The sequence below is a fragment of the Serratia sp. AKBS12 genome, assembly GCF_024793895.1.
Taxonomy (GTDB): Bacteria; Pseudomonadota; Gammaproteobacteria; order Enterobacterales; family Enterobacteriaceae; genus Serratia_F.
The window spans coordinates 149,872-166,563 of sequence record NZ_JANUSB010000005.1 but is presented as its reverse complement, the minus strand read 5'-3'; the positions used below and the strand labels follow the sequence as shown (position 1 = coordinate 166,563).

Annotated in this window: 14 protein-coding genes; 8 read left to right on the top strand and 6 right to left on the bottom strand. The window is 54.8% G+C overall.

The features are described 5' to 3' along the window. Positions 1–186: 186 nt before the first annotated feature. Positions 187–636 carry a universal stress protein UspA gene (uspA, locus tag NYE85_RS03760; protein ID WP_259003021.1) on the bottom strand — a complete coding sequence of 150 codons (450 nt, stop codon included), beginning with the start codon at positions 634–636 and terminating at the stop codon, positions 187–189. A gap of 612 nt (positions 637–1,248) precedes the next feature. Here uspA and uspB point away from each other — a divergent pair. Further along, positions 1,249–1,584 (top strand): universal stress protein UspB, encoded by a 336-nt coding sequence (uspB, locus tag NYE85_RS03755; protein WP_004956410.1) that lies wholly within the window; start codon positions 1,249–1,251, stop codon positions 1,582–1,584. Between the two features lie 211 nt (positions 1,585–1,795). Here uspB and pitA read toward each other — a convergent pair whose 3' ends face one another. After that, a complete protein-coding gene (gene pitA, locus NYE85_RS03750) occupies positions 1,796–3,298 on the bottom strand; it encodes an inorganic phosphate transporter PitA (protein WP_259003020.1) in 1,503 nt (500 codons plus the stop codon). A gap of 301 nt (positions 3,299–3,599) precedes the next feature. Between pitA and NYE85_RS03745 the strand changes: the two genes are divergently transcribed. The 5 genes from NYE85_RS03745 to fetB all read left to right on the top strand — a co-directional run bounded on the left by NYE85_RS03745 (position 3,600) and on the right by fetB (position 7,728). Beyond that, the gene (locus tag NYE85_RS03745) at positions 3,600–4,802 is read left to right on the top strand and encodes an NAD(P)/FAD-dependent oxidoreductase (protein ID WP_259003019.1); all 1,203 of its coding nucleotides are present in this window, start codon (positions 3,600–3,602) and stop codon (positions 4,800–4,802) included. Positions 4,803–4,832: 30 nt separating this feature from the next. Further along, positions 4,833–5,279: a VOC family protein gene (locus tag NYE85_RS03740; protein WP_259003018.1), complete on the top strand. Its 447-nt coding sequence runs from the start codon at positions 4,833–4,835 to the stop codon at positions 5,277–5,279. A 384-nt stretch (positions 5,280–5,663) separates the two neighbouring features. Beyond that, on the top strand, positions 5,664–5,876 hold the full coding sequence (gene cspA / locus NYE85_RS03735) for an RNA chaperone/antiterminator CspA (RefSeq protein ID WP_259003017.1): 213 nt from the start codon (positions 5,664–5,666) through the stop codon (positions 5,874–5,876). A 417-nt stretch (positions 5,877–6,293) separates the two neighbouring features. Continuing rightward, positions 6,294–6,968, top strand: a complete 675-nt coding sequence (gene fetA, locus NYE85_RS03730) for an iron efflux ABC transporter ATP-binding subunit FetA (RefSeq protein WP_259003016.1) — start codon at positions 6,294–6,296, stop codon at positions 6,966–6,968. Beyond that, on the top strand, positions 6,955–7,728 hold the full coding sequence (fetB, locus tag NYE85_RS03725; protein WP_259003015.1) for an iron efflux ABC transporter permease subunit FetB: 774 nt from the start codon (positions 6,955–6,957) through the stop codon (positions 7,726–7,728). Before fetA ends, fetB begins: the two co-directional genes overlap by 14 nt. 194 nt (positions 7,729–7,922) lie before the next feature. On the opposite strand, the gene NYE85_RS03720 is transcribed toward fetB, so the two are convergent. Both NYE85_RS03720 and NYE85_RS03715 read right to left on the bottom strand, forming a co-directional pair. Next, positions 7,923–8,762: a TIM barrel protein gene (locus NYE85_RS03720; RefSeq protein ID WP_259003014.1), complete on the bottom strand. Its 840-nt coding sequence runs from the start codon at positions 8,760–8,762 to the stop codon at positions 7,923–7,925. A gap of 42 nt (positions 8,763–8,804) precedes the next feature. After that, positions 8,805–10,247 (bottom strand): sugar porter family MFS transporter, encoded by a 1,443-nt coding sequence (locus NYE85_RS03715; protein ID WP_259003012.1) that lies wholly within the window; start codon positions 10,245–10,247, stop codon positions 8,805–8,807. A 503-nt stretch (positions 10,248–10,750) separates the two neighbouring features. Here NYE85_RS03715 and NYE85_RS03710 point away from each other — a divergent pair. Then, positions 10,751–12,256, top strand: a complete 1,506-nt coding sequence (locus NYE85_RS03710; protein WP_004956399.1) for a CoA-acylating methylmalonate-semialdehyde dehydrogenase — start codon at positions 10,751–10,753, stop codon at positions 12,254–12,256. A 188-nt stretch (positions 12,257–12,444) separates the two neighbouring features. Beyond that, on the top strand, positions 12,445–13,263 hold the full coding sequence (gene iolB, locus NYE85_RS03705) for a 5-deoxy-glucuronate isomerase (RefSeq protein ID WP_259003010.1): 819 nt from the start codon (positions 12,445–12,447) through the stop codon (positions 13,261–13,263). A 181-nt stretch (positions 13,264–13,444) separates the two neighbouring features. Here iolB and NYE85_RS03700 read toward each other — a convergent pair whose 3' ends face one another. Together NYE85_RS03700 and iolC are read right to left on the bottom strand one after the other, a co-directional pair. Continuing rightward, positions 13,445–14,281, bottom strand: a complete 837-nt coding sequence (locus NYE85_RS03700; RefSeq protein ID WP_259003009.1) for a MurR/RpiR family transcriptional regulator — start codon at positions 14,279–14,281, stop codon at positions 13,445–13,447. Positions 14,282–14,492: 211 nt separating this feature from the next. After that, the gene (iolC, locus tag NYE85_RS03695; protein WP_259003008.1) at positions 14,493–16,433 is read right to left on the bottom strand and encodes a 5-dehydro-2-deoxygluconokinase; all 1,941 of its coding nucleotides are present in this window, start codon (positions 16,431–16,433) and stop codon (positions 14,493–14,495) included. Positions 16,434–16,692: the final 259 nt, after the last annotated feature.

Sequence of the window (16,692 nt, the reverse complement as noted above, 5' to 3'; positions counted from 1 at the left end):
GAGAACTCCTGTGGCATAGTTGTTGCCCCCTTTATGGTTATCGGATTGAAAATATGGGGGAAGATGTTGTGTCTTTTTTGACTATATCATTGCGGGGTGTGTGTTAAACATGCAATTGTGCACGGTGCGGGCAAAAAAACGCCCGCAGACGCGGGCGTAGGTTCGCGATGTTAGGAAGCGCTTACTTTAAGCCTCTTCTTCCTCATCTTCTTCGTCGCGCAGCGGCACAATCAGCATGTCGATGTGCACGGTATTAATCAGCTGGCGTGCGGAAGACATCAGCTTGCTCCAGAAATCCTGATGGTGGCCGCACAGCACCAGATCCATATCGTATTTCTTGATGGCATCAACCAATACCTGCGCCAAATCACCGCTGCCGCTCAGGGTTTCGGTAATCGGGTAGCCGGCGTTTTGCGACAGTTCGGTCAGCGCATGGTGGGTTTCTTCGGAAATGCGTTTCTGCATGTCGCCCAGGTTAACGTCGATCAGGCCGGTATACAGATCCGAATAATTCACATCAACGTGGATCAAGGAGACTTTGGCATTGTACGGTCGCGCCATTGATACCGCTTTTTCCACCAGGACTTTGCTTTCCGGCGACAGGTCCACCGCAATCAGAATGTGTTTGTAAGCCATGAGAATACTCCTTCCATTTAATGCCGATTAAAGGGTTAGCAGGCATCAGCGTACCAGCCTGGCACATTTGTTTACCTGCATAATATCATTCAGATAATGCGGTGATATGTTGGGCCGATCACACCGCAACTTATCAATAAGTTTTGCCATGTTTACCCTTTCAGTTTTACACCCGATGAGTAAAGAATCCTATGATTTATGCGGTTATTTTGCATTTGGCCGTTTGAAATATAAGCATTGTTGCTGTGAGTATAGTTGAAAAGCGGTGTTATACCGTGCCGTGCCGTGCCGTGCCGTGCCGTGCCGTGCCGTGCCGTGCCGTGCCGCAGGCGTGCGGCCAAATTACGCGCTGGGGAAATTTTCTCGCTTACCGGGGCCAGTTTGCGTTTGATTATTCTACAATGATGATAAGGCCTCACCCTTTTCTTTGAGCCGGACGGCGTTCAATATGCGTTTGCGTATCGATGGCCCGTCGCCAGTGGTTTACGGGTATCGCGGCCTGTGTGGGGTTGTAAAGCGGACAGGAGCAGCAGGCTCCGGCTGAGTATTGGATGCGAAGTAGGGCAGTTGGCCCGGTGGATGCCGTGGATCACAACGCCTTGAGGAGGAATCATGATCAGTACCGTCGCGCTATTTTGGGCTTTGTGTGTGGTATGTGTGGTAAACATGGTGCGGTATTACTCTTCTTTGCGTGCGCTGCTGGTAGTGTTACGCGGCTGCGATCCTCTGCTGTATCAATACGTTGACGGCGGCGGGTTCTTTACTGCTCACGGTCAGCCCAGCAAGCAGCTACGGCTGGTGCGTTACATCTACGCCCAACGCTATACCGATCACCACGATCCGGAATTCATTCGCCGTTGCGAGCGGGTGCGTGGCCAGTTCATGCTGACTTCCGCACTGTGCGGACTGGTGGTCATCAGCCTGGTCGCGATGGCTATCTGGTACTGACTGGCAATAAAAAAGGCGGCCACCAGGGCCGCCTTAGGTTGCTGACAAAGCAGGAAAAAGCGTGGTTTTCCCTGCTTTGTGGCTATCAGCCGAAAATCAGTAAATTGATCTTCCTGATTTTTTATTGATTGACCTCTACTCGTTCAGTGCAGCAATGAGGTTTGTCATCAGATAGAGGCGGCCACCAGGGTCGCCTTTTCGACTTGTTGCTTTAAATCAGCTTTAACGCCAACCAGTACAGCGCTCCCGACAGGACAATCGCCACCGGCAGGGTTAATACCCAGGCCAGCAGGATGTTCTTCACGGTTTTGCTCTGTACGCCGCCGCCATCGACGATCATCGTCCCGGCAACCGCCGAGGACAGAACGTGCGTGGTGGAGACCGGCATACCGGTGTAGCTGGCAACGCCAATTGACAGCGCAGCGGTCATCTGAGCAGAAACGCCCTGGGCATAGGTCATGCCCTTCTTGCCGATCTTCTCACCGATAGTGGTGGCAACGCGCTTCCAGCCAACCATGGTGCCAAGAGACAGCGCCAGTGCTACCGCAACGATAATCCAGATCGGCGCATACTCGACGGTTTGCAGCAGATCCTGACGCAGGTTGCTCAGGAAGCGTTTATCTTCGGCGGGGGTTTCCGGCAGCTTGGCGACGCGATCGGCCGTATCGGTGACGCACATCAGCAAGCGACGAAGATGGCTGCGTTGTTCAACCGACAGCTGGTCATAGCTTTGCAGACCGTTCAGCAACCCGGAGGCTAACTGGATCGCCGGCATGGCACGCGAGCTGTCACAATGGAACTGCGGCGGTTCATTGGCGGAAACCGACTCTTCCGGCGTTGGCACCAGCGGCGTCATGGCGACCACATGCGACAGTGAGTCGCTGTGCTGCAAATAATATTGTTGCAGGTGGTTTACCGCATCACGCGTACGGGTGATGTCATAACCGGTTGCATTCATATTGAGCACAAAGCCGGCCGGGGCGACGCCGATCAGCACCAGCATAATCAGACCGATGCCTTTCTGACCATCGTTGGCACCGTGCGAGAAACTGACGCCGACGGCGGACAGGATCAACGCAATGCGCGTCCAGAACGGCGGCTTGCGTTTACCGTCGACCTTTTCACGCTCCGCCGGCGTCATGTGTATACGCTGGCGTTTCTTGGTGCCGCTCCAGTAACGACGCAGTACAAAGACCATCAGCCCGGCCACCATCATCCCGACCAGCGGGGAGAAGATCAATGACAGGAAAATGCTGATCATTTTCGGCACATTGAGCGCATCCACCACCGAGGTGTTGGTCATCAGGGCGTTGGTCAGGCCGACACCGATAATGGCGCCAATCAACGTGTGGGAACTGGAGGCCGGCAGACCGAAATACCAGGTGCCGAGGTTCCAGATAATCGCCGCCAGCAGCATGGAAAAGACCATGGCTAAACCATGTGCGGAACTGACGTTCAGCAACAGATCGGTTGGCAGCAGGTGGACAATGGCGTAGGCAACACTCAAACCACCGAGTATCACGCCAAGGAAGTTAAATACGCCTGCCATCACGACCGCAAGCTGCGAGCGCATGGCGCGGGTATAGATTACAGTAGCAACCGCATTGGCCGTATCGTGGAAGCCGTTGATGGCTTCATAAATCAGCACGAACAGCAATGCGAGTATCAACATCAGGCCGGTATTGAAATCCAGGCCAGCGAACAAATGCAACATAAGCGTTACGCCAGGTTTGTGGACATGAACGCCGCGCATTATCTGCGACAACCGGTACTGGGGAAAAGGAAAATATGACGTTTTTTTGATTTCCTGATGACAGCGCGTCGATACTGAGGGTGTAAACTAAATAAATATCAGCGTGTTACACCAGTTTACCGATGATCACATTTCCTTACTATGGTGCTGGCTGCCGCAAGCCTTTACAATCGCCCGCCGTAAATAAGCACAGACCGGTAGTGAAATCGCGTAAAATGGCGTGCTTTTGCGGTGATTGTGATTTTATTCAAGTGAGGCGAAGGTGGAACAGTTTGATGTCGTAGTAATCGGTGCCGGTGCGGCGGGCATGTTTTGTGCTGCGCAGGCAGGGCAACTTGGCTGCCGGGTGCTGCTGCTCGATAATGGCAAAAAACCGGGCCGCAAGATCTTGATGTCGGGCGGCGGCCGCTGCAATTTCACCAATATGTACGTCGAACCGGCAGCGTACCTGTCCAATAATCCGCATTTTTGCAAATCCGCGCTGGCGCGTTATACCCAGTGGGATTTTATTGACCTGATCAACCGCTACGGCATCGCCTATCACGAGAAAACCCTCGGCCAGCTATTCTGTGACGATTCGGCCCAGCAAGTCGTGGAGATGCTGGTACAGGAATGTGCGCTCGGCCAGGTGACCACCCGATTGCGCAGCGAGGTGCTGAGCGTCGAAAAAACCGACGACGGCTTTGAATTGGCGTTGAATGGCGAGATGGTGAGCACTTGCTCACTTGTGGTGGCCAGCGGTGGATTGTCGATGCCGGGGCTTGGCGCCTCGCCGTTTGGCTACCAGCTGGCGCAACAGTTTGGTCTGCAGGTGTTGCCGACCCGCGCGGCATTGGTGCCATTCACCCTGCATAAGCCGCTGCTCGAGCATTCGCAGACGCTGTCCGGGGTTTCTGTGCCGGCTACCGTCACCGCCGAAAACGGCACTCAGTTCCGCGAAGCGATTCTATTTACCCACCGCGGGCTGTCCGGCCCTGCGGTGCTGCAAATTTCCAGCTACTGGCAACCCGGTGAGTTTGTGAGTATTAACTTACTTCCTGAGCTAGACCTGACCGGCTTTCTTGACCAACAACGTCAGGCCCACCCCAATCAGAGCCTGAAGAACACCCTGGCGCTGCATCTGCCGAAACGGTTGGTTGAATGTCTGCAGACGCTCGGTCAATTGCCGGAAGTCACGCTGAAGCAGCTTACCCCGGCGCAACAGGCGGCACTGGTGGACAGCCTGCAAAACTGGCGCGTGCAGCCAAATGGTACCGAAGGCTATCGCACCGCAGAAGTAACGCTGGGCGGTGTGGACACTCGCGAGCTGTCTTCCAAAACCATGGAGGCCAGTCGCGTGCCCGGACTTTATTTTATTGGCGAAGTAGTGGACGTCACTGGCTGGCTGGGCGGCTATAATTTCCAATGGGCCTGGAGTTCGGCCTGGGCCTGTGCGCAGGCCTTGGCGGCGGCACCGCGCGGCTGATTGACTAAATACGGTTAACAGGAGCAAATGATGGCAGCGGAATTAAGCGGTATCAATGTACTGTTTGTCGCGGGGTTTGGCCCGATCGCCCGAGATACGCAAACCAGTAAGTCTTTCTATCTCGAGACGTTGGGGCTGCCGCTGAAGCCGATGGGCGGCAATAGCGATTATATGCTGACAGAGACTGACGCGCTCGGCGGCGTTAAGCATTTTGCGCTGTGGCCGCTATCCCAGGCGGCATACTCCTGTTTTGGCAGCGCGCAATGGCCAGATGAGCTACCAGTGCCTCAGGGATGGATCGAATTTGAAGTTGAGGATATTGCTGCGGCGACCCGTATCCTGCGTGACAATGGCTATCAGCTACTGGTCCCACAGCGTGAAGAGCCCTGGGGGCAGACGGTGACGCGCTTGCTGAGCCCGGAGGGGTTGCTGACCGGCGTGACCATCACGCCTTGGTTACGCTCTGACTCGCAATGAGCGTCGGTTCACCAGCGCTGAAGCGGCTAATCATCGCGGTAATACCGGTTCAAACTCATGCGCAATGAGAGATCGATGCCGGAGGTGGGGTGTCTCCGGCCGTAGGACGATGCCGTTGGCAGTCAAGCTGCTAATAACGCTGATTTATTTAAAATAATTATAAAAAAGGTTTGCTAATAACTCATGGCTATGTGTAAATAGCGTCACCGGTTTGTGGTACAGACCTTATGAAAGCAGTTTTAGTAAAGCAGTTCTCAGTATTAGCGATATCCTTCCAGATACTTCTTTTCCCGTGAATTCTCTTATTTAGTGCCCCCATAAGTTAACGCCGAAAACAAGCCACTATCGCCTTATGGCGGCCAATAAATAATGAAGGAAATTTCTATGTCTAATAAAATGACTGGTTTAGTAAAATGGTTTGACGCTGGTAAAGGTTTTGGTTTCATTTCGCCTGCGGACGGCAGCAAAGATGTATTCGTGCATTTCTCTGCCATCCAGAGCAACGATTTCAAAACGCTGGACGAAGGCCAACAGGTCGAATTCACCATCGAAAATGGTCAGAAAGGCCCATCTGCAGGCAACGTGGTTGTTCTGTAAGATATAAAATCGGGTCAGGATACTTGCAATAGCGAAGATGGCGTAAGCCGGAGCAGCCAAGACACCGTTACCCGCTTTGTTAATCCCGGTTTCACGCCGGGATTATCTCTCCCCGTCTGATCCCTGCTTTATCTTTCGGTGCCAGCCCGAATATCGATGACCAACAGCAAAGCGTATCGCCACAGTTTTCTTTCGCCGTACTTTTTTCTGTTGTGCCATGGTCGTGCTTAGGCCGCGTAACGTTGGAGTGTTCGATGAACGCTTACGCCACAATTATGACGGCCGGGAAAGTAACCGGCAACAATCTGACCCTGGCCTAATCGCCGGGGTTTTTTTGTTCCTGACGCCGGGCATTTGCCAGTCACATTTATTCGGACATATACTGGCGGCCAGCTTCCAGCCATGACCGGAGTCGTAATGAGTAGCGGTAATTTGCTGATTTTGAATGAGATTAATTATCAAATAGATGATTCGGTTATTCTGGACTCGGTATCGTTCAGCCTGAAGGCCGGGGAATTCAAATTGATCACCGGGCCTTCCGGCTGCGGAAAAAGCACGCTATTGAAAATCATTTCTTCATTGATCAGCCCTACGCGTGGCGAGATCTTTTTTGATGGTAAAAATATTAACGACATTCAGCCGGAAGAGTACCGCAAACAGGTTTCATACTGTTTCCAAACGCCATCGCTGTTCGGGAGTACGGTATATGACAATCTGGCGCTGCCCTATCAAATCCGTCAGCAACAACCCGATGAGCAAAAAATGAAGCAGGATTTGGCGCGTCTGATGCTGCCGGAGAATCTGTTGTCGAAAAGTATCAATGAACTGTCCGGCGGCGAAAAGCAGCGTGTTTCGCTGATCCGCAATTTGCAGTTCACGCCTAAGATCCTGTTATTGGATGAAATCACCAGCGCGCTGGATGAAAAAAACAAGCGCAACGTGAACGAGATGATACATCAACTGGTAGCTGGGCAGGGCGTGGCGGTGCTGTGGGTAACGCACGATAGAGACGAGATTGCCCATGCAGATGATGTTATTGAACTGCAGGCGCATCGCGCAGCGCAACCGGAGCAATTTCATGAGCCAGCATAACATCACCAATGAATCCCTGGGCCTGTCGATGATACTGGTGCTGGTAGCGATTCTCATCAGCCATAAAGAAAAGCTGGCGCTGGAAAAAGACATCATCTGGAGTATTTGCCGGGCGGTGGTGCAGTTGATTATCGTCGGTTACGTACTGAAGTATATTTTCGACATCAATAACGCCATGCTGACGGTGCTAATGGTGCTGTTTATCTGCTTTAACGCGGCGTATAACGCCAAGAAACGCAGTAAATATATCGAACACGCGTTTGTGATCTCGTTTATAGCCATCACCAGCGGGGCGGTGCTCACGCTGGTGGTATTGGTATTGACCGGCTCGATTGAATTTACCCCAATGCAGGTGATCCCAATTGCCGGCATGATTGCCGGCAACGCGATGGTCGCTGTGGGGTTGTGTTACAACAATCTTGGTCAGCGGTTTAAAGGCGAACAGCAGAAAATTCAGGAAATGCTGAGCCTGGGCGCATCGCCGAAATTCGCCTCGGCGCAGCTTATCCGCGACAGCATTCGTGCCTCGCTGATCCCGACGGTCGATTCGGCGAAAACGGTGGGTCTGGTTAGCCTGCCGGGCATGATGTCCGGCCTGATTTTTGCTGGCATCGATCCGGTCAAAGCCATCAAATATCAAATCATGGTAACGTTTATGATGCTGTCGACGGCCAGTCTGTCGACCATCCTTGCCTGCTACCTGGCGTACCGCAAGTTTTATAACCCGCGACGCCAACTGGTGGTCAGCAACTTGAAATAACCGTCAGACGGCCGTTGGCTAGGCCGTTTTCAGACTACTGACAAAGTCAGATATCAGGGAGAGGGTGCCGTTGGGGTCGTAGCGGCGTGAGCCGCCGAAGGGCTCCGAGGTGCGCTTGGCCCGAGAACCTCGTTCCAGCAGACAACTCTGTCATCAACCGCCAAACGGCCTCTAGCGAGGCCGTTTTCAGAGGGCTAGGGTTGTTGCAGTAGCGCGATACTTTGGTGAATTTCCCGCTCAATGTCCGCTTCCGTCCAGGAGTTCAATTGGGAAGAGAACGGTTCAAACGCATAAAGACCTTGATAGCCAAGGCGCTCCAGATTCTGTACCTGTTTTTTGCTTTCCAGTCGGTCTTGCGCGCTAAGCATAATGCGTTCCTCATCGCTCAGCGTGCGTTTGTCGCGAGGATCTTCCACGCCGGAAAGATGCACCAGGCCAATTTGCCCAACCTGAATTTGTGCGTCGAATTCGGCCTGATCGATATCGCTGAGATAATGATGGAAGGTATCCAGCACCATTTTATACGGCGCGCCGGAATCGCGGACGATCGCCTGAGTCAGCAAAGATGAACGCAATGAGCTGATACCGAAGCCGAGCGGTTCCACATACCCTTCAATGCCATATTTTTGCAATAACGGCGCCAGCAGTGTTAATGCCGACAGGGTATCGTCCTGTTTTTGCGCGTCGCTGCGCTGGTCGGCACTGCTGCAGTGTGGACACAGTACCAGCGCCTTGCTGTGGATTGCCTTTGCCGTACCCAGCAGCGCTTCAGCGCGATCCAGCAACTGGGTTTTGTCGTCCAGCAGATTAAACATGCCGAGTGCATTGATGGTCACGATGTTGATGCCGTATTTGGCCGCCAGCGCATTGACCTGTGTATCGCTCAGGTTATCGCATACTTTGCCGCTGGGCATATCGTTGCGCAGCTCGACGTTGTGAAGCCCGCATCTGTTCACCAGTTGGAAAAAACGTTCCAAATCGAGATTGGGGGCGATCTTACGGTTAATACAGAAACGATCTAGCGCAATGGTCATGAACATTACTCCCGAGTACATAAGCTATTGGGTTGATCACAGTTACGATTTTTCATTAGACAAGGGCAGAGGTTTGCCATCGACGATGGGCTGGCGGTAACGTTTTGCCATCACCACGCCCTCCATTTTCTCCAGTGAAACCCCTTTGGTTTCCGGGATGAAACGGCAGATAAACCAGTAGCTGAACACGCAGCAGGCGGCGAACACCCACATCGGGAAGGCGCCGTGGAAGGTCGAGAACAGGTATGGATTGTCGTTAATCATCGGGAAGGTTTGCGAAACGGCAAAGTTGGCGACCCACATACTGCCAACGGCGATGCTCATGCCTTGTGAGCGCATGCGGTTCGGGAAGATTTCGGAGATCAGCACCCAGCAGCCGACGCCCCAGGAAAGGGCATAGAACAGCATGAAGAACAGCATGCCAAACAGCGCGAGATAACCGGTGGTTTCGCTATACAGGGCGTAAGAGGTAATCAACAGGCCGGCGATGGTGCCCAGCGTCCCGTAGCGCATCAGCGGCAGCCGGCCGATGCGGTCCATCAGCATGGCGCCGATCACCGAGCCAACCAGTTGCAGCACGCCTATCCAGATGGTCTGAAACAGCGCTTCCTGCGCGCTGCTGGTCACGGTCTTCAACACCACCGGTGCGTAATACATCATCACGTTGACGCCGGTCACCTGCTGTAACATGGCGATCATGCAGCCGACAAACAGAATGAAACGCACTCGTTTGTCGTGGTAATCGAGCTTTTGCTTGGCGCTTTTCAAATCCTCTTGCAGGGAGTCCTTGATCTCCTGCAATACGCTGCGCGCATGGCTTTCATTGGATACGCGGGTCAGCATTGCCAGTGCCTGATCTTCTCGCCCGACCATCACGTTCCAGCGCGGTGATTCAGGAATGATAAACACCAGCAGGCAGAACAGCAGGCAGGGGATGACTTCCGAGCCGAGCATCCAGCGCCAGCCCATTTCAACCAGCCAGGTTTCCGACGCGTAACTGGCGATTTTAAAGTTAACGTAAAAGATCAGGATCTGGCCGAAGACAATGGCGAATTGCTGCATGCTAAGCGCGCGGCCACGCATGTCTTTTGGCGAGACTTCAGACATGTACATCGGCGACACGGTGGCCGCGATGCCCACCGCCAGCCCGCCGATCATGCGGTAAATGATAAATTCGGTAAAGGTAGCCGCCAGCGCAGCGCCGATGGCGGAAATGGTGAACAGTACGGCGGCCAGAATCAGTGCTTTTTTACGGCCATAGCGACCGGCCAGCGGCCCGGCGGCAAATGCGCCGAGCACGCAGCCGAGCACCACGTTGGAAACCGCCCAGCCGGTTTGCGCCGGGCTGAGATCGAAATAGCTTTTCAACGCTTCAATGGCGCCGGAAATCACGGCAGTATCATAACCAAACAGAATACCGCCGAGGGCGGCAATACCACAGATCCGCAGTACGTATCCTGTATTGTGCTTTCGCTGATGTGACATATAACGCTCCGATTTTAATCCATTTTTCTGCCCGCGGCTTACGCCATGAATGGAGAGGGGGCAGCAAGGTGAGCCGTGCCTGTCAACAAGGCGGTGTCTATACTTGGAATCCTGTCACGAAGAAGAACATTTATTTCATAACTATGGAATAATGAAATATTGATTTTTAGATCCAGTTCAAAAAAATCGGCGTAAACGGCAATAATGACAGGCTTTTGCTACGATGCATGATGCAGAGTAGTGCCAGGATGTAGAGGGTTCATGCTGGGTAAAACTGATTAATCACCGTTGTATTCCGTGGTTTCCAAGGGTGGTGGCAGCAATCGCGCGTTGTAATGCGCTCGGTAGACTGTGGCAGAAAAGTGCGATCGCCCGCACTAAAAACAAATTTTCTAAAATAATTTATTTGAAACTTTTTTTTCAATGAAATAGAGTTTGCATCATCCGGTCAGGATTTAGCCTAGGCTTCCTGACGTCAGCGGCACTTGAAATGAGGGTGAAACATGAAAACCGTGGGTAATTTTATTGGCGGGCAGGTTTGCCTGAGTAGCAGCAACCAGACCGTTGAAGTGCATAATCCGGCAACGGGCCAGGTTGAGCGCCTCGTCACGCAAAGCACCGCAGCCGAAGTGAAGCAGGCGATTGACGTTGCCCATCAGGCGTTTGCCGATTGGTCGCGTACCACGCCGCTGCGCCGAGCGCGGGTCATGTTCAACTTCAAGGCGTTGCTGGAACAGCATCGTGAAGAGCTGGCAGCGCTGATCGTCAGCGAACATGGCAAGGTTTATTCCGACGCGCTGGGCGAACTGACGCGCGGAATGGAAGTGGTGGAGTTTGCCTGCGGTATTCCGCATCTGATTAAAGGCGAGTATTCCGCCGACGTCGGCACCGGCGTCGACAGTTTTTCTCTGATGCAGCCGCTGGGCGTGGTTGCGGGCATTACCCCGTTCAACTTCCCGGCGATGGTACCGATGTGGATGTTCCCGATCGCCATCGCTTGTGGCAATACCTTTGTACTGAAGCCACCGGCGTTGGTACCTTCCGCTTCTGTGCGCCTGGCTGAACTTCTGAAAGAAGCCGGCCTGCCGGACGGGGTGTTCAACGTGGTGCACTGCGCCAATGAAAACGCCGCGCAGCTGTGCACCGATCCGCGCATTCAGGCGGTCAGCTTCGTGGGTTCCTCTACCGTGGCGGAACATATCTACACCACCGCCAGCGCGCACGGCAAGCGGGTGCAGGCGTTCGGTGCCGCCAAGAACCAGGCGATCATCATGCCGGACGCCGATCTGGATGCGACGGTTAATGCCTTGATGGGTGGGGCCTTCGGTTCGGCCGGCGAACGTTGCATGGCATTGCCGATCGCCGTGGTGGTCGGTGACGATACCGCCGACAAGCTGATTGCCAAACTGAAGCCGCTGATTGCCCAGTTACGCGTCGGGCCGGGCTTGCAGCACGGTGGTGAAGAAAACGAAATGGGTCCGCTGGTGTCTTCGGCGCACCAGAAAAAAGTGCTGGGCTACATCAGCCTGGGCGTGGAAGAAGGTGCTACGCTGGTAACCGACGGCCGCAACTATCAGGTGGAAGGGCATCCGCAGGGCTATTATGTCGGCGGTACCCTGTTTGACCATGTGACGCCAAGCATGCGTATTTACCGTGAAGAGATCTTTGGGCCGGTATTGGGCATCGTCCGCGTCGCCGATTACCAGACGGCAATCGACACCGTCAACGGCCACGAGTTTGGCAATGGCAGCGCCATCTTTACCAGTAATGGTCACTACGCACGCCAGTTTGTGCATGAAGTACAGGCCGGTATGGTGGGTGTGAACGTTCCGGTGCCGGTGCCGATGGCCTTCCACAGTTTTGGTGGCTGGAAGCGTTCGGTGTTCGGTGCGCTGAATGTGCACGGTACTGACGGCGTGCGTTTCTATACGCGCATGAAAACCACCACCGCGCGCTGGCCTTCCGGCCAGCAAACGGTATCTGAATACAGCATGCCGACGCTTGGCTGATTCGCGTCGGGCAGTTGCCAGTGGCCGTTACTCCAGTGGGGTCGCGGCCGCTGTTACATTAATCACCCAGCGTATGCAAACGGCGTCAAGGCGGCAGTCGCGCAGGCCTGCCCAACGTCGGACAACGGCACCAGCCTGGCAGGCAACGGCCGGCAAACGAATGACGCTGGGGCTTATCGGAGGATTGCATGTCTTCATTACTCGCTAAATGTCAGCAACCGGACGCCGAAGGGCGAGTCCAGCATGTTACGCCGGAAAACGCCGGTTGGCGCTTCGTCGGCTTTGACGTTTACCGCCTTGAAGCCGGGCAAACGCTGCAACTGGAAAGCGCTGACAAGGAGCTATGCCTGGTGCTGGTGGCCGGCATTGCTTCAGTGGCAACGCAGCGCGCGGAGTACCCGCATATCGGTAAACGCATGAGCCCGTTCGAACGCACGCCACCGTATGCCGTCTATGTGCCACATCATGATAGCGTACAGGTGCGGGCGGAAAGCGATCTCGAACTGGCGGTGTGTAGCGCGCCGGGGCACGGGCATCTGCCTTCGCGTTTGATCACGCCGGCGGAGGTAGGGGTGGAGCGCCGTGGCAAAGGCCGCAACCAGCGGCTGGTGCACAACATTTTGCCGGACAGCGAACCGGCGGATAGCCTGCTGGTGGTGGAAGTCTATACCGATGAGGGCAACACCAGCTCTTATCCCAGCCACAAGCACGACCAGGAGGATTCGGCCGACGAAACCTATCTTGAAGAAACCTATTATCACCGCATCCAGCCGGAACAGGGTTTTTGTCTGCAACGGGTTTACACCGACGATCGAACGTTGGACGAATGCATGCCGGTGTACAATCGTGATGTGGTGAAAGTGCCGCGTGGCTATCACCCGGTGGCGACCATGGCCGGCTACGACAGCTATTATCTCAACGTGATGGCCGGGCCGGTGCGGTTGTGGAAGTTCACCTGGGAACAGGATCACGCCTGGATCAATGGCGACGACTACCCCAAGGCATAGGATCTGACGGATCGGAATCAAAGGGCGTGCGCCCTCAGACTGCTGACAACGTCGATATTAGGGGGAGCGTGCCGTTGGGGTCGTAGCGGCGTGCCCCTGGGTGCGCCAGGCCCGGGTATCTCGATTCGACAGGACTCTTTGTTATCAACCAAGGGCGAATCTGTTATTCGCCCTTTGGCTTTTAGGCTTCTTTGGCGTTGTTCAACGCCAGTGAAACGGCCAGGGTTTGTGCCAGACACATTGAGGCCACCTGCGAACGGAAGCCGTCCACCTGCGCTTCTCGCACCACAAAGCACACGTCACTGAAGGCGGCCAGCGGGCTTACCTGACTGTCGGTGATGGCAATCTGCTGCGCGCCTTGCTTGGCGCCCAACTCCACCAGTTCCAGCGCTTCTTTGGCATACGGCGAATAGCTGATGGCGATCACCACATCTTTCGGTTTCACCATGCTCAGCTGTTCGGTGAACATACCGCCCAAGCCATCGATCAAAAATGCGCGGCGCTCCAAATGGCGTAGCGCATAGGTCAGATATGAGGCGACGCTGAATGAACGCCGCAGGCCAATCACGTAGATATTTTCGGCGTTGTTGAGCAACTCGACCGCTTTGTCCAACTGCTCTGCGCTAATCTGCATCGCCAGCTGCTGCAACGCCTGCGCGTTCACCATGGTGAATACGTTGAGGATTTCGGCCGGTTTTTCCGGCGCGACGTTATCGTCGGTCGAGGTTTGGCGGAACAGGCGGGCCCGTTCGGTGTAGTTGACGGTTTCTTCCATCAGATGCTGACGGAAAACCTGTTTCATTTCGTTAAAGCCGCTGAAACCGAACGCATTGGCAAAGCGGATCAGGGTCGACGGCGGCACGCTGGCCTGTGCGGCGATGGAAGCTACGGTATCGAAAGCAATGCTATTACTGTTATCCAGAATATAACGCGCGACCTGCTTCAAACGTTTGCTGAGCGTCTCATAGCGGTGACGAATTTCGTCTTGTAATAGCGAAAGTTGAGTTGGGTTATTCATCCATTCGGCTCGCAGTATTGGCTGAGGCGCAGCGGTTCTGACGCCTGAATTGTTGACTCGTCATTCTAACAGACGGAGCGGAAATTTCATTTCCTCAAAAAGCGATTTATTTCATCGCAAGTTGCGTTAGTTCACAGAAAATGGGCAAAAAAATCCCCTTAAAGTCGCGAAAATCACTTTAAGGGGAAGTTTCTGCGTTACCGAGTGGCGATCAACGGCTGCCGTGAGCGCTGTCTGGCTGCGGACGATATAAACGCCAGAAACCGATCAGCGTGAGATATTTCTGTTTCACCTGCGCGATCAAAGCAGAATCATCTAGCTCACCCTGCAGCCAACGGCGTGACGGCTGGCCAAAAATGGTGCGGCCGACGGCGAAGCCTTTGACCCAACGTGCATCGGCCGCGGCGGCAAAGCCGGCTTTGAGTGTTTCTTCCGGCGAGTCCAGCCCCAGGATCACTGCACCGCGGCAGTAGGGATCGTTGGCCTCAATCAGCGCGCCGACCTTCTGCCAGTTTTCCGCGCTGAGCGGCGGCAGTTTCCACCAGTCCGGTTGAATGCCCAACTGATAGAAGTGGGCGATAATGTCGAGATAATACCGTTCGTCCCTATCCGCATTGTCTTCCGGCAGAATCACCTCCAGCAACAGCTCGTGGCCCGATTTACAGCAGCCACGATAGACGTCGCCGATCAGCTCATCCTGCTCCCGACGCAGCGCCTCGGCATCGTGAGGATGATAGAACACCAGACATTTAACGACGTGCTCCTGTGGCCAATCAATCAGCTGCGAGCCGATATTGCCATGTTCCAAACGTAGCGGTCGCGAACTCGGCTGTTCGATCGGACGACCTATCCACCAGCCCTGACCGGTAATTTCATTCAAGGCCGCCTGGCCGTAGGTGGTGTCCGCCAGAATGCCGCTGTTGCCGTCCAGTCCGGCTTCTGCCGCCGCCTGTCTGGCGGCCGTCAGCAGCAGGGTCTTCAATTGCGGAATGCGTTCTTCACCAACGCCGGCCTCGCGCGCCATATCTGCCAGCTGTTTGCGATGGTCAAAGGCAAACACGCACAGCTCTGACCATTGTCGTTTGCGGGTGGTGACGCGGTGCAGATGGTTAAGCCGCGCGTCCCGATCTGGTCGTTTCACCTGCTGTTCGCGTGCCAGATAGTCATCCAGTTCTTGTCTGGTCGGCATGGCCGGCGCGCAACCGTGGCGGGAAACCACCAGCGCACCGCAGGCGTTGGCGTAACGGCAGGCCTGATCCCAGCCTTCGTCATTCAAATAACCGCGCAGCAGACCGGACATAAAGGCATCGCCGGCGCCCAATACGTTAAGTACTTCCACCCGTACGCCAGAATGCAGCTTCACCTGCTGCCAATCGGCGGGAATTACGCCTTCAAAGACCGAGCAGCCCTGCGCGCCGCGTTTGCACACCAGCGTCGCCTGGCTGACCTTGCGTACATTGGCCAGTGCGGTCAGGGTATCGGTACTGCCGCCGGCGATGTGGAATTCCTCTTCGGTACCGACGATCAGATCAAAATGATGCAGTACCTCCTGCAGTTCGCGAGTGACCTGTGCCGACTCCACGAAGCGCGTTTCACCGTCGCCGAGCGACGTCAGCCCCCATAGCACTGGGCGATAATCGATATCCAGCGCGGTGCGCAGCCCATGCTTATGTGCATATTCCAGCGCCTTCAACACCGCGGCACGGGTATTCGGATGCGACAGATGGGTGCCGGTAATAGCCAGCGCGCGCGATGAGGCGATGTAGGATTCATCGATATCCTCGGGGGTCAGTGCCATATCGGCACAGTTGTCACGGTAGAAAATCAGCGGGAAGGTTTCCTGATCCTTAATCCCCAGGATCACCAGGCCGGTCAGCCGTTGCTTGTCGGTGATCAAACTGCGGGTATCTGCGCCCACACGCTGCAGCTCTTCACGCAGGAAGCGCCCCATATGCTCGTCGCCCACTCGCGCCAGCATGCCGGACTTCAGGCCCTGGATCGCCGTGCCGTAAGCGACGTTGCCCGACGATCCGCCCAGATATTTTGCGAATGAGCTGGCATCTTCGAGACGAGCGCCGATTTGTTGAGCATAGAAATCGACGGCGATGCGGCCGAGGCAGATGACATCAAGCTGTTTTTGTTGTGAAGCCATACCCGTTTCCTTCTGTTTAAGCAAAACCCGACTGCCACCCGGCAAGCGGAGATACGCAGGAAGCATGATTGGCAGTATGAGGAATAAAAATTTCAAATTCAAGATGGAATGAAATTAACACCCCGAAAATGTGATGCGTTTAAAATCACCGCATCACCGGTAGGGCAGCGGCAGGGGCAGCGATGACGGAGACGCCGTCCGGTAATAATGCCGCTACAGGCGCGGGCTACGGCCCGGTTTGACCAGACGTGATGAAACG

What these genes read in the sequence shown, in the direction of transcription:
- uspA (WP_259003021.1), bottom strand. Translation starts at nt 636, where the DNA reads ATGGCTTACAAACACATTCTGATTGCGGTGGACCTGTCGCCGGAAAGC.
- uspB (WP_004956410.1), top strand. Translation starts at nt 1,249, where the DNA reads ATGATCAGTACCGTCGCGCTATTTTGGGCTTTGTGTGTGGTATGTGTG.
- pitA (WP_259003020.1), bottom strand. Translation starts at nt 3,298, where the DNA reads ATGTTGCATTTGTTCGCTGGCCTGGATTTCAATACCGGCCTGATGTTG.
- NYE85_RS03740 (WP_259003018.1), top strand. Translation starts at nt 4,833, where the DNA reads ATGGCAGCGGAATTAAGCGGTATCAATGTACTGTTTGTCGCGGGGTTT.
- cspA (WP_259003017.1), top strand. Translation starts at nt 5,664, where the DNA reads ATGTCTAATAAAATGACTGGTTTAGTAAAATGGTTTGACGCTGGTAAA.
- fetA (WP_259003016.1), top strand. Translation starts at nt 6,294, where the DNA reads ATGAGTAGCGGTAATTTGCTGATTTTGAATGAGATTAATTATCAAATA.
- fetB (WP_259003015.1), top strand. Translation starts at nt 6,955, where the DNA reads ATGAGCCAGCATAACATCACCAATGAATCCCTGGGCCTGTCGATGATA.
- NYE85_RS03720 (WP_259003014.1), bottom strand. Translation starts at nt 8,762, where the DNA reads ATGACCATTGCGCTAGATCGTTTCTGTATTAACCGTAAGATCGCCCCC.
- NYE85_RS03715 (WP_259003012.1), bottom strand. Translation starts at nt 10,247, where the DNA reads ATGTCACATCAGCGAAAGCACAATACAGGATACGTACTGCGGATCTGT.
- NYE85_RS03710 (WP_004956399.1), top strand. Translation starts at nt 10,751, where the DNA reads ATGAAAACCGTGGGTAATTTTATTGGCGGGCAGGTTTGCCTGAGTAGC.
- iolB (WP_259003010.1), top strand. Translation starts at nt 12,445, where the DNA reads ATGTCTTCATTACTCGCTAAATGTCAGCAACCGGACGCCGAAGGGCGA.
- NYE85_RS03700 (WP_259003009.1), bottom strand. Translation starts at nt 14,281, where the DNA reads ATGAATAACCCAACTCAACTTTCGCTATTACAAGACGAAATTCGTCAC.
- iolC (WP_259003008.1), bottom strand. Translation starts at nt 16,433, where the DNA reads ATGGCTTCACAACAAAAACAGCTTGATGTCATCTGCCTCGGCCGCATC.